Raw genomic sequence first — 24,974 nt, 5'->3', positions numbered from 1 at the left:
CGGCCGGGCGGCCCCGTGACGCCGCGGCATTCCGCGCTGGCCCTGCTCGTCGCGGTCCTCTGGGGCGTCAACTTCGTCGCCATTGACCTTGGCCTGCATCCCTCCGGCGCTCCGATGCCGCCGCTGTTGTTCGTCGCCATGCGCTTCGCCCTGGTCGTTGTCCCGTGCATCTTCTTCATCCGCAAGCCGGACGTCAGCTGGCGGGCGATTATTGGCGTCGGCCTCTTCATGAGTGCTGGCCAGTTCGGGCTGCTCTATCTGGCCATGGCCCTGGGCATGCCTGCCGGCCTGGCCTCGCTGGTGCTGCAGGCCCAAGTGCTACTCACGGTTCTGCTGGCCGCGGGGATCCTCGCCGAGCGGCCTACGCGCCGGCAGCTCGCCGGCGTTGTGCTGGGTATCGCCGGGCTCGCCGTCGTGGCCGTGGGCCGGAGCCTCGTGGCCCCGCTGCTGCCGCTGCTGATCGTGCTGGCTGCCGCGTTGTCCTGGGCGGCGGGGAACATCGTGGCCCGCAAGGCGCGCGCCGCCTCCGGGCTGGGGCTGGTGGTGTGGTCCGGCGCCGTCGTGCCAGTGCCGCTGGCCGGGCTGTCGCTCCTGGTCGACGGACCCTCCGCCGTCGCCGATGCCCTGCTGCAGCTGCAACCTGTGACGGTGCTTAGCGCGCTCTACACAGCGGTGTTCGGTTCGCTCGTGGGGTACGGCATCTGGAACCGCCTGCTGGGGCTGTATCCGTCCTCCGCGGTCGTGCCGTTCACCCTGCTGGTCCCGGTGGTGGGGATGACGACGGCGTGGCTGGTGCTCGCCGAGGTGCCGTCCGGGGCGGAAATCGCCGGCGGGCTGCTGCTCCTGTCCGGCGTGGCGATCGCGGTGCTGCGCTCCGTCCCGCGGACCCGGCCGGTCCGGGCCGGTCAGCGGCGGGTGCGGGGCGGGGCCGGGCGGGACGATGCGGCGGGACGGGCGGGTGCCTTGGCCGGCGCCTTCGCGGCCGGCTTGGGCGCAGGGGAGCGGGGCGCCGACGCCGGCGGCCGTTTCGCGGCCGGTGCCGGGGATGTGCGCGGAGCGGCCGGGCGCGGGGCCGATGCCCGCGGCGCCGCGGCCCGGGGCGCAGGAGTCCTGGCCGCCGACGTCCTGGCCGCTGGTCGGGCCGCCGGCCGGGCCGCCGACGAACGCGGTGCCGGGCGGGACGCCGACGAGCGGGACGCCGGCCGTCCGGACGCCGCGCGCCCGGACGCGTAGGCGGTACGGGGGCGCCGGCCGGGCAGGACGGTGCCCGCGAGCAGCAGGAGCAGCGTGGCGGCGCCGGCGGCGGCCGAAAGGTAGAAGTACAGATCCGGATGCTCGGAATCCACCCGCGTGGACAACGCCTCCGGGTCGGGGTTGAACGCCAGGCCCCACTGCCGCAGGAAGGCGATCCCGAAGGCGGCGAACAGGATGCTGCCGACGCCGCTGGCCAGCAGCGTCTTGTGCCGCCGTCGGACAATCACTTCCGCCACGCAGGCCACGTACGCGACGGCGGCGGCGGCGAGGAAGCAGAGGCCCACCGTTTCGTGCAGCGTGGCGCCGGTGAGGGCGAGCAGGGCCACGGCGGCCACGGAGGCTCCGATGGCGATCTTGCCGCTTATTCCCATGTGGCGCATGTGACCAATCATCCCCGACCGGGGCTAGTTCACCACGTAGCCACGCATGCTGGCCATGATCGCGGCAACGCTCTGGGCCCGGGTGCGCTCGGGGTTGTAGGTCTGCCGGTCGAGCCCCACCACGAAGCAGGCCCCGAAGATGGCGGTCTCCAGGCTGCCGCGGGACACCCGGGAATCCACCTGGTACTTGGCGGCCACGGCGTCGATCGCGGCGCCGATCACTCCGAGCAGGCGTCCGCGCAGTTCGGTAAAGGTGTCCTGCCATTCGCTGGGCGTGCGCCAGTTCTCGCTGACCCACAGCCGGGCGAAGGACGGGTACTCCGCCATGAAGTCCATGGCCTGGCCGATCATTTCGTCCATGGCGTCCAGCGGATCCGCGGCCGCGTCCTGCACGCTCAGCAGGCGCGTCATGAGGATGTCCACCCCGTGCCGCAGCAGCTGGGCGATCAGGTCCGATTTGCTGCCGAAGTTGTAATAGACCGTCCCCTTGGAGACGCCGGCGGCCGCCGCGATCTCGTCGACGGTCACCCCGGCGGCCCCGCGCTCGCCGATCAGTTCCATGGATGCGTCGAACAGTTTCTGCTTTGTCGCGTTGGTGCGCCCGGGCCGGAGCTTTTTCCCGCCGCCGGCGTCGGAGGCCGCAGTCTCGGGGGACGTGGTGCTCATACGGCGATCTCCGGCTTCAGGGTCTTGAGGGTCCAGAACTTGTGTTTCCGGACGGCGACGGCGGACATCGCCAGTCCCAGCACAGTGTAGCCAACCAGGCCCAGCAGGATCGGCACGATGCCGGCAAGGTCGGCGCCGTAGATCAGGTGCCGCATGCCGCCGACGACGTAGCCCATGGGCAGGATCTGGTGCACCACGTGGAGCGGCTCGGGGGTGGTCTGCCAGGGGAAGGTGCCGCCGGAGGAGACCAGCTGCAGGACCAGCAGGATCAGCACCACGAGCTTGCCGGGCGAGCCCAGCAGCGCCACGACGCCCTGGATGATCGCGCTGAAGGCCATCGAGGCGGCGAGCATCAGGACCCACATCAGCACCGGGTGCGCCGGGTTCAGGCCCAGCCCCACATCGACCACCAGGGTCAGCAGGCTGGCCTGGACGGCGGCGACGGCGAGGAACGGCAGCCAGCCGCCCGCGGCGATCTTCCAGGCCGGGGCGTTGGAGGCCAGGGCGCGCTGGGTGACCGGGCGCATCGCCTGGACGAGCATGAAGATCCCGATCCAGAGGGCCAGGGTGAGGAAGAACGGGGCCAGTCCCGCCCCGTAGGACCCCGCCTTGGCCTGCGAGACGTTGCTGACGGCCACGGGGTCCGCCATGACCTTGGCGAGGCTGTTCTTTTGCGTGTCATCGGGGTTGGGGACCTTGCCGGCGCCCTTGGACAGTTCCCCGGCGAGCGTGCCGGCGCCGTCGGAGGCCTTCGCCGCCCCGGTCTCGAGCTGAGCGGCGCCGTCGTCGAGCTGCTGCGCGCCACCGGCGAGTTTCTCCGCGCCGGCCAAGGCGTCCTGCTGGCCCGCGGCGAGCTGGGCGGAGCCGCCGGCAAGCTGGTCGGCGCCCGCCGAAGCCTTGCCGACCGCGCCGCTCAAGGCCGGGGCAGCGGCGGCGATCCGGGCGGCTCCGGAGCTGACGGCAGCGGAACCGTCGGCGAGCTGCTGGACCTGGGTTGCGGCGCCCTTGAGCGCAGCCGCCGCCGGGGACGGCGTGGGTGAGGTGTGCGCGTCGTAGTCGGCCATGATGGCGTCGGCCTGCTGCCGCGTGATGACTGCGGCTGCCACGAGCCGGTCGTTGGACGCGGCGACCTTGGCCCGCTGCGCCTGGGCGGCGGCCTGTTCGGCGGACGCCATTTGGCCGGCCATCCCCTGGAGCTTGGAGTTCAGGGCGGCGTTGCCGGCGGCGACCTGCGCCGCGCCGTCGGCCAGCCGCTGCGAGTCGGCGGGGAGGCCGGCGGTCTTGTCCTTGAGCTCCCCGAGCCCTGTTGCCAGTTGCCCGGCCCCGGCATTGAGGCTGTTTGCGCCGTCGAGCAGCTTGCGCTGCCCTGCGACCAGCTCGCCGGCCCCGTTCGTCAAGCCGGTCGTGCCCTCGTGCAGGCTGGCCGTGCCGTCGTGGAGCGAGGAGATGCCGCCGGCCAGGTCCTTCGCGCCGTCGGAGGCCTTGAGCATCTGGGTGTGGATGGTGCCGAACCCGGTGAGGAGCTGGTTCGCGGTTTCCTCGCCGACCTCTTTGGCGACCGTGCCGTGCACCGCGGTGGTGAGCTTGTCGACGATCGTGCTGAGCAGGTAGTTGTTGGCGTCGTTGGTGGTGACGTTGAGCATGGCCTGGTTGGCGGCGTCGAAGCTGCCGGGGGAGGCTAGGTTGGCCGAGAAGTCGCGCGGGATCTTCAGCGCAAAAGCGTACTTGCCGCTGCTGACGCCCTCGTCCGCCGTCTCAGCGCTGGAGACAGCCTGCCAGTTGAAGACATGGCCGTCCACCAGGCTGTCGGCGACCTTCCGACCGGCCTCCAGCCGGGTGCCGTCAGCCGAATCGGCGCCGGCGTCCTCCACCAATAGGGCGGCGTCGATCTGGTCCAGGTTGCCGTAGGGATCCCAGTTCGCGTACAGGTACACCGCGCCGTACAGCAGCGGCACCAGGGTCAGCGCCAGGATGGTGAGCTTCGGCAGCAACCCGCCGGTCATGCGTTTGAGTTCGGAACGGGCCAGCCGCAGGACGGTCATCGGGCCTCCTCCTCGGTTTCGGGCTGGAGCGGGGCTTCGGCCGGCGCGGGGACGGCATTGCCGATCCGCGCGACTGGACCGGTATAGCCGGCCGGGACGGCGGCGACGGTGGCGACGACGGCGAGCGGCCGCCCGGCGTCGTACGCCAGCTCCTCAAGCCGCGGCAGCCAGTGGGCCGGGTCGCCGCTGTGCCGGTCGGGGGAGTCCACCGCCAGCAGGTCGGTATGCGGGTTGGCCAGGGCCAGCGCCGTCAGCAGTTCGAGCCGCCGGTCGGCGGGCAGTTCCTCGGCCCAGCGGTCGGCGATGTCCTCGAAGCGGTTGACCTTGAGCCACGGCGTGCTGAGCAGCGCGCCCCGGTAGCGGCGGGGAACCAGCGCCAGGTCCTCGGTGACGAGGTCCCGGACGCTCAGGTGCTGCTCGGGTTCGTTCACGCCGGGCGCGTCCACGACGGCGGCCGCCTGCCGCAGCTGCTTGGTCCGGGCGCTGCCGTCCCATTCGACGGTGCCGCCGGAGGGCTTCATCCGGCCGCTGAGGGCCAGGGCAAGGGCCGTGCGCTGGTCCTGGCGGTGGCCGACGGCGAGCAGCAGCCCGCCGCGGGCGGTCTGGAGGGAGGTCGGCGGGAGCAGGAAGTCCCGGCGGCCGTTCACGTGGAGCTGGTGGGCGCTGAGCAAGGAAAGCCTTTCGCAGATGGTCTGCTTCAAGGCTAACTAAACTGACCGGTCAGTTCAAATAGATGTGGGCGAACGTACACTTGAGGCCCCGGAAAACAACGATTCCGGGGCCTCAAGTGTCCGTTCGCGCTTAGAGGCCGTACTCCTCGAGCAGGCGCAGCCACACTTCGCTGATGGTGGGGTAGGACGGGACGGCGTGCCACAGCCGGTCCAGCGGGACCTCGCCGACGACGGCGATCGTCGCCGCGTGCAGCAGCTCGGCGACGTCGGGACCCGCGAAGGTCGCGCCCAGCAGGACCCGGCGGTCCTCGTCGACCACCAGCTGCGCCCAGCCCTTGTAATGCTCAGAGTGCAGCGACGAGCCGGCGACCTGGATGGGCAATTCCACGGACCGTGCGCGGTAGCCGTCATTGCGGGCCTGCTCCAGGCTCCGGCCCACATTGGCCAGTTCCGGGTCGGTGAACACCACGTTGGGGACGGCATGGTCGTCGGCCGTGTGGGCGTAGCGGCTCCAGGCGGCGGGCGCGCCCGTGAGCGTTCCCTTGGCGCGGGCGGCGATCGCATCGCCGGTCGCACGCGCCTCGTACTTGCCCTGGTGGGTCAGCAGTACCTTCCCTGCGGCATCGCCGACGGCGTACAGCCAGGGCCGCTCCGCGTTGTCCGCTGCCCCGTCGATGAGGCCGCTGCTGTCCGTGCTTACCCGCAGGGGTTTCCCTTCCGTAGGGGAGAGCCCGACGCTTTCCAGTCCGATCCCCTCCAGCGCGGGCTGCCGGCCGGTGGCCACCAGCAGTTTGTCCACCGTGACGCTGGCACCGCCGTCCAGTACGAGGGTCACGGAGCCGTCGTCCTCCTGCCGGACCTCCGTGGTTGAGGCTTTCAGGTGGAGCTCGACGCCGTCGGCGCGCAGCCCCGCCTGGACGAGTTCGGCCGCGGGGGCCGGGAACGCGCCCAGCAGCGCGCCGCGGGCCACCACTGTCACCGCCGACCCGAGCCGGGCAAAGGCCTGGGCAAGTTCGGCCCCGGCCACGCCGCCGCCGAGCACCCCGAGCCGGTCGGGAATGTCCCGGGCGGAGGTGGCATCGCGGGTGGTCCAGAAGTCGACGCCGTCGAGGCCGGGCAGCGGCGGGATGGTGGGCCGGGATCCGGTGGCGACGACAACGGCGTGGCGTGCGGTGAGTGCGTAGGTGTTGCCGTCCAGCCCTGCCACCTCAACGCGGCGGATCCCGGCGACCCGCCCGCTGCCGCGGACCAGTTCGATTCCGGTGTCCTCGACCCACTGGACCTGGCTGTCGTCCTGCCAGTTGGAGGTGAAGTAATCCCGGCGTTTGAGCACCGCCGCAGCATCGAGCACCCTGGTGACCGCTTCTTCGGCGCCGGGCACGGTCTGGGCGCCATGGAGCGCGGTGCCGGGGCGCAAGAGGGCCTTCGATGGCATGCAGGCCCAGTAGGAACACTCGCCGCCGACCAGTTCCGCTTCCACCAGGACCGCGGTCAGGCCGCCCTTGACGGCGCGCTCGGCCACGTTCTCGCCCACAGCGCCTGCGCCGATCACGATGACATCGAATTCACGCTCAACCTGTGCCGTCATGGCACCAGCCTAGACCCGCGCGGTCCGCGCTACGGTTCCGGACCGGTGCGCCGCTGGCCCGGGGTGCCCCAGTCCGGAACCGGCGCGGTTTTCCGGAACATCCGCGCCGGGGCGCCGGCCCGTCCCTGGCAGGGCTCCCGGTGCGGCGGCAGGGCACAAAAAAAGATCCGCACCGGGACCGGTGCGGATCTTTTTCTCTGTGCGCCCAAAGGGATTCGAACCCCTGACCTTCTGTTCCGTAGACAGACGCTCTATCCAGCTGAGCTATGGGCGCATCTTCGGTTCTTCGGAAACTCTCGCTCCCCCGAACCTCGAATTACTTTACGCGAGACCGGCCCGGAGTGCCAAATCGAAGACGCTGTAATCTGCCCGACTAGACCGGTCTACGTGACCTTGATCACTTAATTCCAGCCTCCGCAGGATCCTGAACCCTGAGTTTGTGCGGTTTTTGGAGAGAACCCTGCCACCGGGCCCGGAATCCGGCCGGAAAGGCGGGAGTGTGCGGGCCCTAGCATTTGAGACACACCACTGAACCCGAAGAAGGGAACCGTAATGGGCGATCTGGCGCGACTGCCGCTGCTTGAGAAAGCACCCACCACTCATGCTGGCCTGCTGGCGTGGGTTGAGGAGGTAGCTGAACTGACCCAGCCGGACCGCATCCACTGGGTTGACGGGTCCGAAGAGGAGAACACCCGCCTGACGGACGAACTCGTCGCTGCCGGAACCCTCACCCGGCTCAACCCCGAACTGTTCCCGAATTCCTTCGCGGCCTTCTCCGATCCGGCCGACGTTGCCCGGGTCGAGGAGCAGACCTTCATCTGCTCCGAGAACGAACGCGACGCAGGGTTCACCAACAACTGGATGGACCCGGCCGAAATGAAGGAGAAGCTGCGCGGCCTGTTCAGCGGATCCATGCGCGGCCGCACCATGTACGTCATTCCGTTCGTCATGGGCCACCTCGACGCGGAGGATCCCAAGTTCGGCGTGGAGATCACCGACAGCGCGTACGTCGTCGCCTCCATGCGCATCATGGCCTCGATCGGGACCAAGGTCCTGGACAAAATCACCGAGACCAACGCCTTCTTCGTGCCGGCCCTGCACTCCCTGGGAGCGCCGCTGGAAGCCGGCCAGGCCGACGTCGCCTGGCCGTGCAACCCGGAAAAGTGGATCGTGCACTTCCCGGAGGAGCGCTCCATCTGGTCCTACGGCTCGGGCTACGGCGGCAACGCCCTGCTGGGCAAGAAGTGCTACGCGCTGCGCATCGCCTCGGTGATGGCTCGGGACGAGGGCTGGCTGGCCGAGCACATGCTCATCCTCAAGCTGACCTCGCCGGAAAAGAAGAACTACTACGTCTCCGCCGCGTTCCCGTCCGCCTGCGGCAAGACCAACCTCGCCCTGCTGGATCCGACCATCGAGGGCTGGGAAGTGGAGACCCTCGGCGACGACATCACCTGGATGCGGATCGGCAAGGAGGGCGAGCTGCGCGCCACCAACCCGGAGGCCGGTCTCTTCGGCGTCGCCCCCGGCACCGGCTGGGGCACCAACCCGAACGCCATGCGCGCCATCGCCAAGGGCCACAGCATCTTCACCAACGTCGCCCTCACCGACGACGGCGGCGTCTGGTGGGAGGGCATGACCGACGAGGTTCCGGCCCACCTGATCGACTGGCAGGGCAACGACTGGACGCCCGAGTCGGACCAGCCCGCCGCGCACCCGAACTCCCGCTTCTGCACCCCGATCTCGCAGGTCGACATGCTGGCGGAGGAGTACTACAGCCCCGAAGGCGTGGAAGTCTCGGCCATCCTCTTCGGCGGCCGCCGCAAGACCACGGTTCCCCTGGTGACCCAGGCGCGCAGCTGGACCAACGGCATCTTCATGGGCTCCACGCTGTCCTCGGAGACGACCGCCGCCGCCGCCGGACAGGTGGGCCGGCTGCGCCGCGACCCGATGGCCATGCTGCCCTTCATCGGCTACGACGCCGGCGACTACCTGAAGCACTGGATCAGCGTCTCCGGCAAGGCCAACCCGGAGCGGCTGCCGCACATCTTCCTGGTGAACTGGTTCCGCCGCACGGCCGACGGCGGCTTCGCCTGGCCCGGCTTCGGCGACAACGCCCGGGTTCTCAAGTGGGCCATCGAGCGCATTGAGGGCAAGGCCGACGCCGTCGAGACGCCCATCGGTTTCGTGCCGACCGGCGCATCGCTGGACCTCACCGGCCTGGACCTGACCCACGCGCACGTGGAAGACGCGGTCCGCGTGGACCGCGCCGAGTGGGACGCCGAGCTTGCCTCCATCGAGGAGTGGTACGCGCGGTTCGGTGACTCGCTGCCCGAGGCGCTGCGCGCGGAACTGGATTCGCTCAAGGAGCGCATGTCCGCGCACTAACCGGCGCTGAACCGACGACGGCGGCCCCGCACCTTGGCAAAGGTGCGGGGCCGCGGTGTTTTCCGCCGGGAAGCGGCTGCCGGGGCTAAGGTCCCTACCCCGAAGCCGGGCCGGGCCCTAGGCTCAAGCCATCCACCAGCCGGGCCGGCAGCCCCGTGTGCGGGACGGCGTCGTCCCGGGCCGGGCGCCGCGCCCTCCGTCTGCCGCGGCGGGCGAGACCCCAGGAGCCCAGCATGCTTGCACCCGAGGACATCCAGGCCCTTTCGAGTACCGTCCGCGGCCCCGTGTTGACGCCGGACAGCGAGGATTACGCTGCCGAGACGTTCGCCTTCAACGCCGCGACCGTGCACCGGCCCGACGTCGTACTGGGGGCCGAGGATGCCCAGGACGTTGCGGCAGGCGTGCGGTGGGCGGCGGCATGCGGGCTGCCGGTTGCCGTGCAGGCCACCGGGCACGGAGCCGACTCGGTAGTGGAGGGCGGCCTGCTGATCAGCACGCGGCGGCTCCAGGCGCTGCAGGTCGACCCGGCCGCGCGGACCGCGCGGGTGGGCGCGGGCGTCAAGTGGCGCAGCGTCCTGGAGGCCAGCGTGCCGCATGGCCTCGTCGGGCTGCACGGGTCCAGCACCGACGTCGGCGTGGTCGGCTACACGGTCGGCGGCGGCCTGCCCGTCCTGGGCCGGGCGCACGGGTTTGCCGCCGACCATGTGCGCAGCATGGAGGTAGTCACGGCCGACGGCGCGCTGCGGCGGATTAACGCCGAGGCCGAAGCGGAACTGTTCGCCCTGATGCTCGGGGGCAAGGGCAATTTCGGGATCGTCACGGAGCTGGAATTCTCCCTGTTCCCGCTGGGGGAGTTTTACGGCGGCGGGATCATCTACCCCGGCGCCGATGCTGCCGTCATCCTGGCCGCGTTCCGGCAGTGGCTGCCCACGCTGCCGGAGGACGCGTCGCCCTCCATCTCCTTGCTGCGGCTGCCGGACATGGAGTTTGTCCCCGCACCGCTGCGCGGCCAGTTCGTGGTCCATCTGCGCTTCGCCGCGGCGGCCGGGCGTGAGGAGGGTGACCGTCTCCTGGCGCCGATGCGCGCCGTGTCGACCCCGCTGATGGACACGGCCGGACCGATGGACTATCTGGATGTCGACCAGATCCACATGGACCCGGCGGATCCCCTCCCGTTCGCCGACGCCGGGGCGCTCCTGACGGACCTGAACGAGGAAACCGTGGCGGACCTGCTCGCCCTCGCCGGCGAGGGTACGGATTGTCCGCTGCTGCTGGTGGAGATCAGGCCGCTCGGCGGGGCGCTGGCCCGGGCCGGGGCGTTGCCGAACGCCGTCTCGGGGCGGGATGCGGCGTTCCTGCTTTTCCTGCTGGGCTTCAAGATGCCGCCCATCGCAGAGGCGGTCCAGGCGTCCATCCGCACCATCCTGGCTGCCATGGCCCCGCACTCCACCGGCTACACGCTGGTCAATTTCCATGGCCAACCCGGTGACGAGGCCGACCGGGCCCGCGCCTGGTCACCGGCGGTCTACGAGCGGATGCGGGCGGCGAAGGCCAGCTACGACCCCGCCAACGTCCTGCGGTTCGGGCACGCCATTACCGGCGTCCCGGCCTGACCCGCGGCAGGCGCCGGGACGCCGGGTGCGTTCCGGCCCGGAGAACGACGACGGCCGCCCGCCTCCTTCGCGCCGAAGGTGCGGACCGCCGTCGTCTGTTACTGGCGAGGGGCTGCTCAGTTGGCGAGCCAGATGTCCGGGCCGAAGACCTCGTAGTGGATCTTGGTGGCGGGGATGCCGGCGTTGATGGCCTCGTTGCGGATGTTCTTCATGAACGGCAGCGGCCCGCACAGGTACAGCGAGGCGTTCGCCGGCAGGTCCACGTCGCGCAGCGACATGAAGCCCTCCCGGGCGCCGGCCTCCGGGCGTTCCAGCCAGAGCTGCAGTTCGGCGCCGTCGAGGCGTTCGACGTCGTCGGTCATCTGGGAGCGCAGCGCCCAGCTGTCCAGGGTGCTTTCGGCGTGCAGCACCAGCACCTGGCGGTCCGAGCCTGACTCGGCGAGGGAGCGCAGGATTGAGGCGGACGGTGTGCAGCCGATGCCGGCCGAAGCGAGGACCACGGGGCCGTCGTCCTCCTTCAGCGTGATCTCGCCGTAGGGGTTGGAGATCTCGAGGATGTCGCCGACTTCGACGTGCTTGTGCAGGACGGGGGAGACCTCGCCGCCGTCGTCGAGCTTGGTGGTGAAGCTGCGGCTGGTGCCGGCGTCGCCGGAGAGCGAGTACTGGCGGACCTGCCGCAGGCCCTCCGGCAGGGTCACCTTGACGCTGACGTACTGGCCCGGAAGGGCGGCGGTGACCGGGGTGTCGTCCGCCGGTTCCAGGGTGAAGGTCATGGAGCCGGTGCCGGCGGGGGCCTTGGCGGCGACCCGCCACGGGGTCCACATCTTGTCGTTCGCCTGGTTGGCGTAGAGGCCCTTTTCCAATTTGATCAGGGCGTCGGCCATCAGCCAGTAGACCTCGGTCCAGGCCTCGGCGATTTCGGGGGTGATGACGTCCGCGAGGTCTTCGGCGATGGCGGCGAAGAGGTGCTCGTAGACCACCTGGTACTGGGGTTCGGTGATGCCGAGGGACGCGTGGCGGTGGGCGATGCGCGACAGCACGGTCTCCGGGAGGGTGCCGGGGTTGCTCACAAGGTGGCTGGCGAAGGCGGCGATGCTTCCGGCCAGGGCCTGCTGCTGGTTTCCGGAGCGCTGGTTGGAACGGCTGAAGAGACCGTCGAGCAGTTCGGGGTGCGCGCCGAAGAGGCGGGCATAAAACTTGGGCGTGATGTCGGCGATCCGGGAACCGACCAGCGGCAGGGTGGCCTCGATGACGGGGAAGGACTTGTCCGAGAGCATTGCTGACTCCTGAGATAGTGGCCCGGGGTCTTCAACCGGACCGATTCCGAAATACTTGTATTTAAAATACGAGTATTTATGCCTCAGTTCTACAGGTCGTAGAAATTGGTTGCAAATCGGCGTGACGCCCGGGCGTGGCGCGGCCTTGCCTAGAGCTCCGGGCGCAGGCCGATGGTCTGGAAAACGGGAGCCATCTGCCGTTCGGTGGGCAGGGACGCGACCACGAGCCCATCCAGTTCCCGGTAGAACGCCTCACGGGCGCGGGCCAGGGCTCCGCGCAGCCGGCACTCGGCGATCAGTGGGCAGGTACCTGCGGAGCCGACGCAGTCGGCCGGGTCGGTCCTGGTGTCCAGTTGGCGCAGCAGCTGGCCGACGGTGGCGACGCGCCCCGCGGCGCTGAGCCGGGCCCCGCCCAGCCGGCCGCGCTCGACGTCGATCAGGCCGAGTTCGCGCAGCCTGGCCATCGCCTTGCTGACGTGGTTGTAAGGCGTGCCGACCGCGTCCGCGATGCTCTGGGTGGTGAGCAATTCGCCGTCGGGCGCGGCTGCGAGCACCATCATGGCGCGCAGGCTCACGTCCGCGAAGGCGTTGATCTTCATCGGGGCGGCTTGTCTAGTCCACCCAGACGGTGGGTTCGTTGGTGTCGGCGGAGAGCTCGCCGAATTCCAGCGCGTTTGTTTCCGGATTCCCGCCGTAGGGCAGGACGGCGGCGAAAACGGAGCCGTCCCGGTGTTCGGCGGCCACGTGGATGGCGTCGGAATCCTCTTCCAGCAGGGTGATGTCGCAGACGATCGCGGCGGCGCGGAACTCGTCCCGGTGCTGGCGGAGCAATTCGGTCAGGTCCGCGATCATGCCGTCCGCGTCGAAGTCGGCGTCGGTGCCGCCGGCAGCGTCGGCCGGGGTGACGGCGACGAGGCGGACCTCGCCGTCGTTCTCCACTACCAGGGCGAAAGGCAGGAAGCCGCCGTTGCGCTCGAGCTGTTCCTGCGCCGCCCCGACTCCGGTGCCGAGCAGGTTCTCCAGGTCGGTCGCGCTGGCGTCCGGCACGGAACCGCGCCAGGAATCCTCGGCGGGGTCCGCCGGTTGCAGGGCAGCGTTGGAGGCCTCGGGATCAGTCACGGCGTTCAGCTCCGGACCAGGGCCAGGACCCGGTCGCGGACGCGTTCCATGGTGTCCTGGTCGACCGCTTCGACGTTGAGCCGCAGGAAGGGTTCGGTGTTGGAGGGGCGCAGGTTGAACCAGTAGCTTCCGTCCGCGGCGATGAAGGTGCTGCCGTCCAGGTAGTCGACCTCGACGTCCTCGGTGTGGAAGTCCACCCGGACCCGTTCCACGGCGGCGGCCTTGTCCTCGATTTCCGAGTTGATCTCGCCGGAGGACCGGTAGGGCTCGTATTCGCGGCCCAGTTCGGACAGCGGGCCGTCCTGCTCGCCCAGCGCGGCCAGGACGTGCATGGCCGCCAGCATGCCGGTGTCGGCGTTCCAGAAGTCGCGGAAGTAGAAGTGCGCGGAGTGCTCTCCGCCGAAGATGGCCCCCTCGGCGGCCATGACGGCCTTGATGAAGGAGTGTCCCACGCGGGTGCGGAACGCCCGGCCGCCTTCGCTGGCGACGAGTTCAGGCACCGCCCGGGACGTCAGGAGGTTGTGGATGATCGTCGGGGTGTCCTCGCCGTTGGCCTTGGCGCGGGCGATTTCGCGCCGGGCCACCATGCCCGTCACGGCGGACGGGGAGACCGGCTGGCCCTTTTCATCGATCACGAAGCAGCGGTCCGCGTCGCCGTCGAAGGCGAGACCGACGTCGGCGCCGTGCGCGATGACGGCGGCCTGCAGGTCGCGCAGGTTTTCCGGCTCCAGCGGGTTGGCCGGGTGGTTCGGGAACGAGCCGTCGAGCTCGAAGTAGAGCGGGATGATCTCCAGCGGGAGCTTGGTCAGCAGCGTGTCGCCAAGCACCGCAGGGGTGGTCATGCCGGCCATGCCGTTGCCGGCGTCCACGACGACCTTCAGCGGGCGGGAGCCGCTGAGGTCCACGAGACTGCGCAGGTATTCGGCGTAGTCCCTGAGCACATCGCGGACACTGATCAGGCCGCGGGGAACGTCGCCGGGGATGGTGCCGGCGTTGAGGTAAGCCTCGGCGGCGGCCTGGATCTCTTTGAGGCCGGTCTCGGAGGAGATCGGCACCGCGCCGGCCTTGGCCATCTTGATGCCGTTGTATTCGGCCGGGTTGTGGCTGGCGGTGAAGGTGGCGCCGGCCGCGTTCAGCGATCCGCAGGCGTAGTAGAGCTCGTCGGTGGAGATGAGGTCGAGCAGCTGGACGTTGGCGCCGCGGGTGGCCGCACCGTTGGCGAAGGCCCGGCTGAACTCCGGCGAGGAGGGGCGCATGTCGCCGCCGACCAGGACGGTCTCTCCGGCCAGGTCCAGGACGTCCACGAACGCGGCCCCGACGGCCTCGACGATTTCGGTGGTGATGGATTCGCCCACAATGCCGCGCACGTCGTACGCCTTGAAGGACGCCGAAAGGTCAAAGGTCTTCGTCTGTTCGCTAGTCACGGCTCCTATCTTACGTGGAACCGGCCACGGCCCTGCCGGGCCGCGGACGTATGTGGACAGGCCTTCTCCACATACGCGCCGGCCCGCTTCGTGGCTGTCGGACCGGGCTGGGATACTGAATCAATGGCCAATAACCAGAACGCTGCAGTCCTTCCCGCCCCCGGTTCCGCCGCCGGCGGCGGAACCCGTGACCAGGCCCGCGCCGTTTTGCGGGAATTGGTGGGGCATCCGGAAGCGGAGTTCCACGACGGCCAGTTTGAGGCGATCGAGGCGTTGGTCGACGGCGGCCGGCGCGCCCTCGTGGTCCAGCGCACCGGCTGGGGGAAGTCCGCCGTGTACTTCGTCGCATCCCTGCTGCTCCGCCGCCGCGGCGCCGGGCCGACGCTGATCGTGTCCCCGCTGCTGGCACTGATGCGCGACCAGGTGGCCGCCGCCGCCCGCGCCGGGGTCCGCGCGGTGGCCATCAACTCCGCCAACCAGCTGGACTGGGACACCGTCCGCGCACAGCTCGCCGCCGACGAGGTCGACGTGCTCCTGGTCTCTCCCGAACGTCTGACGAACCCCTCCTTCCGTGAGAACCAGCTGCCCGAACTGGTCCGCCGCACCGGCCTGCTGGTGATCGATGAAGCCCACTGCATCTCCGATTGGGGCCACGACTTCCGCCCCGACTACCGGCGGATCGCGGACCTCATCACGCAGCTGCCGGACAGCGTGCCCGTACTGGCCACCACCGCGACTGCCAACTCCCGGGTGGTCCACGACATCGAGGAGCAGCTCGGTGAGGGGGTCCTGACGATCCGTGGCGCACTGGGCCGGGAATCCCTGCGCCTTGGCGTGCTGCGGCTGCCTGATTCCCGGCAGCGGCTGGGCTGGCTGCTGACCCATTTGCGTGACCTCCCGGGCAGCGGCATCATCTACACCCTGACCGTGTCCGCCGCGGAAGACACCGCCCGGCTGCTGGCCGAAGCCGGCCACGAGGTGCTCGCTTACACCGGACGCACCGACCCCGCGGACCGGGAACGCGCCGAGCAGCTGCTCAAGGACAACCAGGTCAAGGCGCTCGTGGCCACGTCCGCCCTCGGCATGGGCTTCGACAAGCCGGACCTGGGCTTTGTGGTCCACCTGGGTGCGCCGTCGTCCCCGGTGGCCTACTACCAGCAGGTCGGCCGTGCGGGCCGCGGCGCGGCGAACGCCGACGTGCTGCTCCTGCCCGGTGCCGAGGACCGGGACATCTGGCAGTACTTCGCCACCGCCTCCATGCCCTCCGAGGAAAAGGCGGCTGCGGTCCTGACCGCCCTCGCCGAGGCAGGCACGGCCGTGTCCACCGTGGCGCTCGAGGCCCGGGTGGACCTGCGCCGGACGCCGCTGGAACTGCTGCTCAAGGTGCTCGCCGTGGACGGGGCAGTCGAGCGGGTCGGCGGCGGGTGGCGCTCCACCGGACGCCCCTGGACCTACGACGCCGAGCGGTACCGGCGGATCGCCGAGGCGCGGGTGGACGAGCAGGACTCCATGGTGATCTACCAGGACACCGCCGGCTGCCGGATGGAGTACATCACTTCGGTGCTCGACGACGAGACCGCCAGCCCCTGCGGGCGCTGCGACAACTGCGCCGGCCAGTGGTTCCCGGCCGACATCGCAGCGGACGCCACGCAAGCGGCGGGGGAGACCCTGAACAGGGCCGGCATGGTGCTGGAACCGCGGCTGCAGTGGCCCAGCGGCATGGACCGGCTGGGCGTGCCGGTGAAGGGCAAGATCAAAGCGGAGGAAAGCGTCACCAACGGCCGGGTCCTGGCCCGGATGACGGACCTGGGCTGGGGCGGAGCCCTGCGGGAGATCTTCGCCGCCGGCGCCCCCGACCGCGCCGTGGACCAGGCCATGCTGCAAGCGTGCGTCCAGGTCCTGCGCGAGTGGGGCAGCGGTGACGCGCGCAACCCGGGCTGGAGCGGCGCGGGGCGCCCGGCGGCCATCGTGAGCGTCCCGTCCCGGAGCAAGCCCGAGCTGGTGCAGACGCTGGCGCAGGGGATTTCAGGGATCGGCCGGATCCCGTACCTCGGCCAATTGGAACTCGCCCATGGCGGACCGACGGGCGGCCGCGGCGGCAACAGCGCCTACCGGCTCGCGGGCGTCTGGGACCGCCTCGTGGTCGGGCCGGAGCTCGAGGCGGCCCTGGCGGGCATCCAGGGCCAGAGCGTGATGCTGGTGGACGACCTGGCGGACAGCCGCTGGACCGTCACGGTGGCCGGCCGGGCGCTCCGGCTCGCGGGCGCCGGGGCTGTGCTGCCGCTCGTACTCGGCCAGGCCGGCTAGGCCCAACGCTAGCGGCCTGAGTCCTCTGCTTCCAGGACGGCCATGGCGGCGTTGTGACCGCCGATGGCGCTGACCGCGCCGCCGCGGCGGGCACCGGATCCGCAGAGCAGGAGCTGCGGGTCGTCGGTCGCGACGCCCCAGCGCCGGGCGGGGGTGTCCAGCGGGGTGTCGTCCTCCGCGAAGGGCCAGTCCAGTCCGCCGTGGAAGATATTGCCGCGAGGCATCCCGACGGCCCGTTCGATGTCCAGCGTGGTCTTGGTTTCGATGCAGGGCCGTCCGTCCGGGCCCGTCAGCAGGAGGTCCTCCACCGGTTCGGCGAGGACGCTGTTCAGTGACCGCAGCACGGCGGCCTGCAGTTCGGCACGACGCGCGTCATTGTTGGCGGCCGTGACGAGCCGGTCCGGGACGTGCAGGCCGAACACCGTCAGGGTCTGCGCACCTGAGTCCTGGAGTTCGGGGGAGAGGATGCTGGGGTCCGTCAGCGAATGGCAGTAGATCTCGCAGGGGAGCGGGTCGGGAACCTCGCCGGCCGCGGCGCCAAGGTAGGCGGCGTCCAGTTGGGACCAGGTCTCGTTGATATGGAACGTGCCGCCGAAGGCCGCCTCCGGACTGACCGTATCGTCCAGCAGCCGCGGCAGCCGTTTGAGTAGCAGGTTGACCTTGACCTGGGCGCCTTCACGGAGATGGTTCGGGTTCTGCGTCCCGTGCGGTGACCCGGTCCGGGCGGCGCCGGTCCCGGCCTCACCGGCGGTGCGCAGGCGGTCCAGGACAACCGGTGCCACGTTGGCCAGCACCCAGGGGGCGGAGACCGTGTGGTCGGCGCCGTCGTGCCGGTACTCCACGACGCCGCCGGCCCGGACGGACGTGGCTTCAGCCGAGGTGAGGATGACCGCCCCGGCCTCCCGTGCGGCGCGTTCCAGTTCCCCGGACACCGCACCCATCCCGCCCACGGGCACATCCCAGTCGCCGGTGCCGCCGCCGATCAGGTGGTAGAGGAAGCAGATGTTCTGCTGCAGATCGGTGTCGGCCGCCCGGGCGAAGGTGCCGATCAGGGCGTCGGTGAGCACGACGCCGCGGACCAGGTCGTGGTCCAGCGCCCGGGTGATCGCCTCTCCGACCGGCCGTTCCACCATGGCTTCCCACGCGTCGCCGGCTCCGGCCAGGGCCGCCAGCCGTTTCGCCTCGGAGCGGGTCGGCAGCGGGGCGGTCATGGTGGGCCAGAGCGCGCGGGTGAGTTTGCCGCAGCCGGCATAAAAGTCGGTGAAGGCGCGGAATTCGCCCTCCGGAGCCCCGAGCGCGGTGAACGACGCCGCCGTGGCCGCGTCGTCGTCGTTGTCGATCAGCAGGCCGCGGCCCGGGTCCGCAGGGTCAGGGGTGTAGGAGGAATACCGCCGCCGGGCCAGGGTGATGTGCAGGCCGAGGTCGTCGATGATCTGCCGCGGCAGCAGGCTGACCAGGTAGGAATAGCGCGAAAGCCGGGCCCCGACGCCGTCGAATGCCTCGGCGGAGACCGCCGCGCCGCCGGGCCGGTCGAGCTTCTCCAGGAGCAGGACCTTCCGCCCGGCCCGGGACAGGTACGCTGCGGCGGCGAGCCCATTGTGGCCCCCGCCCAGGATGATCGCGTCAAACGCGTGGTTGGTCGACATGCGCCTATCCTGCCATCCGAGAACCCGCCCGGAGGTGAGGGAGCGTCGGGCGGGTTCGGCCCGGAGGTGAGGGAGAGTCCGACCCGGGTACGCAAAAGGCCCCGGTCCAGGACCGGGGCCAAACGCGGAGACGGGGGGATTTGAACCCCCGGTGGAGTTGTGCCCCACACTTCATTAGCAGTGAAGCCCATTCGGCCGCTCTGGCACGTCTCCAATTGCTATTACTAGCCAACCAAGGATACGCAGAACCGGCCATGCAGTGCAAAACGGTCGACGCGCCGCCCGGCGCCGGGGTCAGGCGGTCCGGCCGGCCAGCGCACGCCAGAGGAAATGCTGGCTCCGGCTCTGCAGCGCCGCGGCCTGGCGGTTGTCCGAGGCGCCGGCATGGCCGCCCTCCAGCGCCTCGTGGAACCAGACGTTGGGGATGCCCATGGCCTGCATGCGGGCGGCCATCTTGCGGGCCTGCACCGGACCGACCCGGTCATCCGAGGTGGCGGTCCAGATGAAGGTCTCCGGGTACTCCACGCCGTCGCGGAGCAGGTGGTACGGCGAGAAGGTCCGGATGAACTCCCACTGCTCGGCGACATCGGGGTCGCCGTACTCGGCGATCCAGGAATACCCCGCGGAGAGCTTGCTGTACCGGCGCATATCCAGCAGCGGCACCCCGCAGGAGACGGCGCCGAAGAGCTCCGGGTACTGGGTGAGCATGTTCCCCACCAGCAGCCCGCCGTTGGAGCCGCCGACGCACCCCAGCCGCTGCCGGGACGTCACCCCGCGGGAGATCAGGTCCTGCGCGACCGCGGCGAAGTCCTCATAGGCCCGGTGCCGCTTGTCCTGCAGGGCGGCGCGGTGCCAGGACGGCCCGTACTCGCCGCCACCGCGGATGTTCGCCACCACGTAGACGCCGCCGCGGCTGTGCGGTGCATCGCCTTCGGCCGCCGCGGATTCCTCCGTGCGGCGTTCCAGCCAGGCCCGGCCGACCGCGCCGCTGTAAGCGGGGGTGCGGGAGATCTCGAAGCCGCCGTAGCCCGAGAGCTGGGTGGGGTTCTGTCCGTCCAGGACGAGGTCCCGGGCGGCGATCTGGAAGTACGGCACCCGGGTGCCGTCCTTGGACACGGCGAAGTGCTGCTGGACCTCGTAGGCGTCGTCGTCGAAGAACGACGGCGCGGTCCGGACCACCTCGTGCGTGCTGGTAACGCCGTCCACGCCGGCGCGGACCAGGGTGCCGCGCGTCAGCGTGCTCGGGGTGGTGAACCCGGTGGCGACGAGCCAGAAGTCGTTCCCGGCGGTGCCGCCGGCCTCCTCCGTGCCGCCGGCCTCATCGTCATCGAGATCGTCCTCGTCGCTGACGGCGTAAGCGGTCACGTCGTGCAGCGGCGGGCAGGCGTCCAGCGTGCTGGACGCCCAGGCCGCGTCGGTGCCCGGCCGTTGCGGATCCAGCACCCGGATCTCCGAGGACACGTCCCGCAACAGGTTCAGCAGCAGGAAGTCCCGGGTCCAGCTCCAGGACTGCAGCGAGGTGTGTTCGTCGGGGGTAAAGAGAACGGACAGGTCCCGGCCGCCGGCCAGGAAATCCTCGAAGTCCGCCGCCAGCAGGGAACCGGCCGGGTAGGTGGTCCCCTCCACGGTCCACTCGCCCTGCGGGCGGAACAGCAGCCACTCGCGGTGGGAGCTGAGGTTGACGTCGGCGGGCACCTCAAGTTCGACCCACGAGCCGTCCCGCAGCACCGAGGTGCGCTTTTCGAAGAAGCTGATCCAGTCCACCGCGAAGGTCCGCTCGAAGCCGGGGGTCGGGTCGTGGAGCAGCAGGGCCATCATGTGCTCCTCGGGGATCTCGAAGAGCCGCTCCGCGGCGTCCAGGGTTTCGGCGCGGCGCAGCCGCACGCCGGTCCGCGCGTAGGAGGAACTGGTGCGCGGCAGGTCCGCGGCCGTCGTCGCCACCAGCAGGGTGTCGGCGTCGAGCCACGAGACGTTGCCCTTGGCCGTCGGCAGGTCGAAGCCGCCCGCGGCCGGGTCGACGAAGCTGCGGGTCTCGACGTCGAACTCCCGGTAGCGGTTCGCGTCGCCGCCGTCGGGGGACAGCGCCAGGAGGGCGCGGCGGTGCGGCTCACCGGGCGCCGGACGGAGGAAATTCGCGCCGTGGAAGACCCATTCCTCGCCTTCGTCCGCGGCAAGGGCATCGACGTCCAGCAGCACCTCCCAGGCGGGCGCCCCGGCGCGGTAGCTCTCCCAGTCGGTCCGGCGCCACAGTCCCTTGGGGTTCTCGCGGTCTTTCCAGAAGTTGTAGTACCAGCGGCCGTGCTTGCCCACCATGGCGATCCGGTCGGTGGAGTCCAGCACCTCCAGGATCCGGTTTTCAAGCTCGCCGTAGTCGGCGTCCTCGAACAGTTCCTCGGTGCGGGCGTTCTGCTCCCGGACCCAAGCCAGTTGCTCCTCGCCGTAGATGTCCTCCAGCCAGATGTTCTCGTCGACGGGTTCGGGTGCGGTAGCGGAAACGTCCCCTGAGGACTCGCCGGACGCGGTGGAATGTTCAGCTGCAGAGGTGCTCATTGGCCCATCCAAGCAACAGCGGCGCCGCGCAGGCAAGTCAAGCCGCCGGCCCGGATGCCGATACGCTGGATGCCGTGGGAATATCGCAGAGCATCCGGACGGCACTGATCGGCGCCGGGCCTCGGGGCACCAGCGTGCTGGAACGGCTGCTTGCGAACTGGACACCGGCCGCGGCGGGCGCGTCGCTGCACATCGACGTCGTCGACCCCTACCCGGCGGGCCCGGGCCACGTCTGGCAGCCCGGGCAGTCGCGGCTCTATCTAATGAACACCCAGTCGTTTTACCCCACCGTCGTGCCCCAGGAGCCGGAGCTGGCAACGCCGCTGGCCGGCGGCACCTTCGACCAGTGGCGGCAACGGCAGCAGACGGAACCGGACCCGGAGCTCTCCGCCGGGGACCGGGAGGAGCTCGCCGGGCTGACCTCTGCCGACTTTCCCAGCCGTGCCCTGTATGGCCGCTACCTGCGGTGCACGCTCAAGGAACTGATCCGCAGGCTTCCCGCCGGTGTCACCGTGGAGTTCCACCGCAGCGCCGCGGTGTCGGTCCGGCCGACGGCGCAGGACCCGGTTCCCGAAACCGGCCCGGTGCCCGACGACGTGCATGTGCCCGCGGACGGGCAGGCCGGCGGGGGCGCCCGGTTCGATGTCGCCCTGGACGACGGAACCGTGCTCAGCGTCGATTCCGTAGTGCTGGCGCTGGGGCACCTGGAGTCCCGGCTCAGCCCGGAGCAGCGCGAACTCCAGGCCGCGGCCGAGGAGCTGGGGCTGAAATACCTGCCGCCCGCGGTCCCCGCCGACGTCGACTGGTCCGTGATCCCCGCCGTGCAGCCGGTCCTGGTGCGCGGCATGGGCCTAAACTTCTTTGACGTCATGGGCCAGCTCACCGAGGGGCGCGGCGGCAAGTTCCTGCCCGCCCCGGACGGCGGCCTGGCCTACCAGCCCTCCGGCCGCGAGCCGAAGATCATCGCCGCCTCGCGCCGCGGGACCCCGTACCGGGCCAAGGCCGCCCTGGCCGGTTACTACCCGTCGTCGGTTTCGCTGCGCTACTGCACCGAGGAAGCGCTCGCGAAGTTCGCGGCGGCCGGCATCGTCCCCGGCTTCGACCACGACCTCTGGCCGCTGCTGCACCGGGACGTCCTGTGGGCGTATTACTCCACCCTGGCGCGCTCGCAGCCCGGCGCCGTCGGGACCGGCCCGGAGGTCTTCCTGGCAGCGCTGGCGGAAGCATTGCAGCCGCACGCGCACTCCACGGCGAAGTGGGAGGAAGCTGCCGGGGCCGTTATCGATGCTCACGTCGGCCAGGCCCACCGGCTCGATCTGCTGGGGCTCGCCGCGCCGCTGGCTGGCCGCACCTTTGCGTCCCGGGCGGAGCTGGACGCCGCCGTCGTCGAGTACCTGCTCGATGACGCCCGGCGCTCCGCGCTCGGTGAGCAGGATCCGGTCAAGATGGCCATCGGCGCCCTGCACCATGGCCGGGCGGTACTCAAGACGGTTGTCGCTGACGGCGGTATCACCGACGAATCGTGGGTCGCCGGGCTGCGCGGCTGGTTCGAGTCGTTCGTGGAGGGGCTGGCCAGCGGGCCCCCCGCCCTGCGGGCCGAGCAGCTGGCGGCGCTCGCCCGGGCCGGTGTGGTCAGTTTCGTCGGGCCCGACCCGAAATTCGGCGTCGACCGGAAGGCCGGGGCGTTTACCGCCGCGTCGCCCTGGGTGGGCGGCCCGCATGCCCCGGGCTCCGGCGGATCCGGCGCAGCCGTTGACGGCCCGGACCGTGTGGAGGCGACGGCGATGATTGAGGCCCTCGCCCCGGCGAACCGGGTGGCGGTCAACGCGTCGCCGTTGCTGGAACAGCTCCTGGCCGACGGCCTGGTGCGCCCGCGCTTGATGATGAGCGCCGAGGGGATGCCGGTGCAGAGCTCCGGCCTGGACGTGGTGCCGCACCCTTACCGCCCGGTAGGGGCGAACGGAGCGGTCACCGAGGGCGTCTACGTGCTGGGACTGCAGCTGTCCGCGGCGCAGTGGGGTACGGCCATCGCCGCGGAGGCCCGGCAGCAGCAGGGACCCGCCTACCGCAGCGGCCAGCGCACGCTGCGCGACGCCGACGAGATCGCCCGCGGCATCCTCGGCCGGGACCTGTCCTAGTCCGCGGCGTCCGGGTGGATGCTGCGCGTCTCGGAGCGCTCGTTGCGGGTCCGGATCCACTCCGTCGGGTGCAGCTTGGGAAGAATCTTGGCCAGCGCCAGGGCGGCGTACATGACGGTGTTGATCGCCACGAAGGTGGCCAGGACGGCGAACCACTGCGAGTGCAGCAAGGATTCCGGGAAGAGGAGCCCGGCGGGGATCAGGGCCGCGGTCACGGGCGCTCCGCCGCCTGGAACTCCCGCGGCCGGGCGGGCGTGAGGTGTTTCCAGCTGGCCGTCCGGCCCAGCGAGATGTCGGCGACGCCCTTGAGGTAGACCACATTGAGGAACATGTCGAAGAACAGTTCCGGGAACAGCGTGACGGCCAGGAGCCGGGCACGCCAGCCGCCCTGCCAGACCGTGGCGACGCGTTCGACCATGAACAGGGCGCCCAGGCCCAGCCAGAACGGGAACCAGATCCAGGTGTCCAGGGCGAAGACCATGAGGAAGATCAGCAGCAGGTAGGAGCCGAGCGCGATCACGCCGTAGCCGATGCCGAACTGCTGCGCCCAGTACCGCATGGTCTGCGGCGTGACGCCGTAGGCGCCGATGTTTTCCAGGGCGCCGCGCTGCCAGCGCAGCCGCTGCGCCCAGAGCATGCGCCAGCCGGGCATCAGTTCTGTGACGACGGTGCACTGGGCGGGCGAGATCATCAGCCCGCCCAGGGACTTCAGCGCGATTGTCAGTTCGTTGTCTTCGGTGAGGGCCGCGGTGTCGTAGACGTCGCCCGGGGTTCCCGGAATCGAGGCGCCCCGGCTCTGCGCCACGGTGCGCAGGGCCCTGGACCGAAACATCGAGGCGGTGCCGGTCAGCACGAAGACCCGCCCGCGCCGCCGGCCGATCTCGCGGCTGTAGCGGAGGTACTCGTTGCGCTGGAACTGCCCGATCAGGCCGTGGCCCTCTTCACCGTAGAACAGGCCGCCCACTGCCATCAGGGCGCGGTCTTGCGTGAAGCGGTCGACGGCGACGGCGAGGAAGCCGTCGTCGAGCATGGTGTCCGCGTCCATGACCATGACGACGTCGTTATCGCCCAGGCCCGGCAGCAGCTGGTCCAGCACCTGGTTGAGCGCGCCGGCCTTCTTCTGGGTGTTCGCCACCGACTCGACCACCTCGACGCCGGCTTGGCGGGCGAGTGCGACGGTGGAGTCCGTGCAGTTGTCCGCTACGACAATGACCCGGTCCGGGCGCCGGGACTGCTCCAGCAATGAGGCGATGGTGCCTGGCAGCGACGCCTCCTCATTGTGGGCCGGAATCAGGACCGTGACAGTGACCGGGCCGGCGAAGACGCCGCGGGTCTCGGACATCACCACCCGCGGGGCCAGCGGGCGGGTGAGTGGGTCCAGGGAGCGGCGGGAACGGTTGGCGATCCTGCGGTCCACCGCAGCGACGCCGGCGGCCAGCAGCAGCGCCAGGGCGACAGCGGCCAGGAGCACGCGCGGGGCCGGGGCGTCGGTGTTGTAGAGGATGTTCCAGAATCCAAGCAGGAGGCCCTGGGCGGGGGACTGGCTTAGCTCCGGTCCGCCCGCGGCCACGGCGAACCACAGCAGCGCCGCCGCACCGCTTGCCGTCAAGGCGATGACGATGCCGACCGCCCGGTTGAATTTGCCCCTGCGCACCGGCAAATTCTATCGCGCCACAGCAGTCACGGCTGCCACAAGTTCCCCGTGTGACACAGGGTCCTCCGCCGGAAAACGGGCAGGTCCGTCTGCGGGGAGCGACGACCGGGCAAGTCCGTTTCCGCGGGGAGCGACGAATGGGCAGGTCCGTTCCTACGCGGCACGACAAATGAGCATGCCGCGCCCCCGGCGCGGGCCGGTGGACATAAGGTTCTATGTCCACCGGCCCGGGCAGGGACGGGGCGTGCTCACTCGTAGGA

16 protein-coding genes, 2 tRNA genes and 1 pseudogene are annotated in these 24,974 nt (G+C 70.5%); 5 read left to right on the top strand and 14 right to left on the bottom strand.

Features of this window, described 5'->3' with window-relative positions; genetic code table 11:
- Window positions 1-15: 15 nt before the first annotated feature.
- Window positions 16-897 (top strand): annotated as a pseudogene (locus ACTWLI_RS03695) (EamA family transporter); the annotation flags it as partial.
- Between the two features lie 761 nt (window positions 898-1,658).
- Here the strand turns inward: ACTWLI_RS03695 and ACTWLI_RS03690 are convergent.
- The 5 genes from ACTWLI_RS03690 to ACTWLI_RS03670 form a co-directional block, all read right to left on the bottom strand.
- Window positions 1,659-2,300: a TetR/AcrR family transcriptional regulator gene (locus ACTWLI_RS03690; protein ID WP_445155335.1), complete on the bottom strand. Its 642-nt coding sequence runs from the start codon at window positions 2,298-2,300 to the stop codon at window positions 1,659-1,661.
- Window positions 2,297-4,342: a YhgE/Pip family protein gene (locus tag ACTWLI_RS03685; RefSeq protein WP_445155334.1), complete on the bottom strand. Its 2,046-nt coding sequence runs from the start codon at window positions 4,340-4,342 to the stop codon at window positions 2,297-2,299. The genes ACTWLI_RS03690 and ACTWLI_RS03685 overlap by 4 nt, the downstream gene beginning before the upstream one ends.
- On the bottom strand, window positions 4,339-5,013 hold the full coding sequence (locus tag ACTWLI_RS03680) for an ABC transporter ATP-binding protein (protein WP_445155333.1): 675 nt from the start codon (window positions 5,011-5,013) through the stop codon (window positions 4,339-4,341). Before ACTWLI_RS03680 ends, ACTWLI_RS03685 begins: the two co-directional genes overlap by 4 nt.
- Window positions 5,014-5,143: 130 nt before the next feature.
- Window positions 5,144-6,601, bottom strand: coding sequence for a dihydrolipoyl dehydrogenase family protein (locus tag ACTWLI_RS03675; RefSeq protein WP_445155332.1), 1,458 nt, complete (start codon window positions 6,599-6,601; stop codon window positions 5,144-5,146).
- A gap of 200 nt (window positions 6,602-6,801) precedes the next feature.
- A tRNA-Arg gene (locus ACTWLI_RS03670) sits at window positions 6,802-6,875 on the bottom strand.
- Between the two features lie 278 nt (window positions 6,876-7,153).
- On the opposite strand from ACTWLI_RS03670, the gene ACTWLI_RS03665 reads away from it, so the two are divergent.
- Together ACTWLI_RS03665 and ACTWLI_RS03660 are read left to right on the top strand one after the other, a co-directional pair.
- The gene (locus ACTWLI_RS03665) at window positions 7,154-8,986 is read left to right on the top strand and encodes a phosphoenolpyruvate carboxykinase (GTP) (protein ID WP_445155331.1); all 1,833 of its coding nucleotides are present in this window, start codon (window positions 7,154-7,156) and stop codon (window positions 8,984-8,986) included.
- 233 nt (window positions 8,987-9,219) lie between these two features.
- Window positions 9,220-10,599: an FAD-binding oxidoreductase gene (locus ACTWLI_RS03660; RefSeq protein ID WP_445155330.1), complete on the top strand. Its 1,380-nt coding sequence runs from the start codon at window positions 9,220-9,222 to the stop codon at window positions 10,597-10,599.
- A gap of 116 nt (window positions 10,600-10,715) precedes the next feature.
- Here ACTWLI_RS03660 and ACTWLI_RS03655 read toward each other — a convergent pair whose 3' ends face one another.
- The 4 genes from ACTWLI_RS03655 to ACTWLI_RS03640 form a co-directional block, all read right to left on the bottom strand.
- On the bottom strand, window positions 10,716-11,876 hold the full coding sequence (locus tag ACTWLI_RS03655; RefSeq protein WP_445155329.1) for a globin domain-containing protein: 1,161 nt from the start codon (window positions 11,874-11,876) through the stop codon (window positions 10,716-10,718).
- A gap of 149 nt (window positions 11,877-12,025) precedes the next feature.
- The gene (locus ACTWLI_RS03650; RefSeq protein WP_445155328.1) at window positions 12,026-12,475 is read right to left on the bottom strand and encodes an RrF2 family transcriptional regulator; all 450 of its coding nucleotides are present in this window, start codon (window positions 12,473-12,475) and stop codon (window positions 12,026-12,028) included.
- Window positions 12,476-12,488: 13 nt separating this feature from the next.
- A complete protein-coding gene (locus tag ACTWLI_RS03645) occupies window positions 12,489-12,995 on the bottom strand; it encodes a hypothetical protein (RefSeq protein ID WP_445155327.1) in 507 nt (168 codons plus the stop codon).
- Window positions 12,996-13,000: 5 nt separating this feature from the next.
- Window positions 13,001-14,419, bottom strand: coding sequence for a phosphomannomutase/phosphoglucomutase (locus tag ACTWLI_RS03640; protein WP_445155326.1), 1,419 nt, complete (start codon window positions 14,417-14,419; stop codon window positions 13,001-13,003).
- Between the two features lie 123 nt (window positions 14,420-14,542).
- Here ACTWLI_RS03640 and ACTWLI_RS03635 point away from each other — a divergent pair, with 123 nt between their 5' ends.
- A complete protein-coding gene (locus ACTWLI_RS03635) occupies window positions 14,543-16,726 on the top strand; it encodes a RecQ family ATP-dependent DNA helicase (RefSeq protein WP_445155325.1) in 2,184 nt (727 codons plus the stop codon).
- Between the two features lie 8 nt (window positions 16,727-16,734).
- Here the strand turns inward: ACTWLI_RS03635 and ACTWLI_RS03630 are convergent, their stop codons facing one another.
- From ACTWLI_RS03630 to ACTWLI_RS03620, 3 genes are all read right to left on the bottom strand, one after another.
- Window positions 16,735-18,372: a phytoene desaturase family protein gene (locus ACTWLI_RS03630; protein ID WP_445155324.1), complete on the bottom strand. Its 1,638-nt coding sequence runs from the start codon at window positions 18,370-18,372 to the stop codon at window positions 16,735-16,737.
- Between the two features lie 125 nt (window positions 18,373-18,497).
- Window positions 18,498-18,585: transfer RNA gene (locus tag ACTWLI_RS03625), tRNA-Ser, on the bottom strand.
- A gap of 81 nt (window positions 18,586-18,666) precedes the next feature.
- Window positions 18,667-20,922: a prolyl oligopeptidase family serine peptidase gene (locus tag ACTWLI_RS03620; RefSeq protein ID WP_445155323.1), complete on the bottom strand. Its 2,256-nt coding sequence runs from the start codon at window positions 20,920-20,922 to the stop codon at window positions 18,667-18,669.
- A 74-nt stretch (window positions 20,923-20,996) separates the two neighbouring features.
- Between ACTWLI_RS03620 and ACTWLI_RS03615 the strand changes: the two genes are divergently transcribed.
- On the top strand, window positions 20,997-23,060 hold the full coding sequence (locus ACTWLI_RS03615; RefSeq protein WP_445155322.1) for an FAD/NAD(P)-binding protein: 2,064 nt from the start codon (window positions 20,997-20,999) through the stop codon (window positions 23,058-23,060).
- Here the strand turns inward: ACTWLI_RS03615 and ACTWLI_RS03610 are convergent.
- Window positions 23,057-23,275 carry a hypothetical protein gene (locus ACTWLI_RS03610; protein WP_445155321.1) on the bottom strand — a complete coding sequence of 73 codons (219 nt, stop codon included), beginning with the start codon at window positions 23,273-23,275 and terminating at the stop codon, window positions 23,057-23,059. The genes ACTWLI_RS03615 and ACTWLI_RS03610 overlap by 4 nt on opposite strands.
- Window positions 23,272-24,714 carry a glycosyltransferase family 2 protein gene (locus ACTWLI_RS03605; protein WP_445155320.1) on the bottom strand — a complete coding sequence of 481 codons (1,443 nt, stop codon included), beginning with the start codon at window positions 24,712-24,714 and terminating at the stop codon, window positions 23,272-23,274. The genes ACTWLI_RS03610 and ACTWLI_RS03605 overlap by 4 nt, the downstream gene beginning before the upstream one ends.
- Between the last annotated feature and the right edge of the window lie 260 nt (window positions 24,715-24,974).

Source organism: Arthrobacter sp. Hor0625 (assembly GCF_052567525.1).
This window is presented reverse-complemented; position numbering and strand designations above follow the sequence as displayed.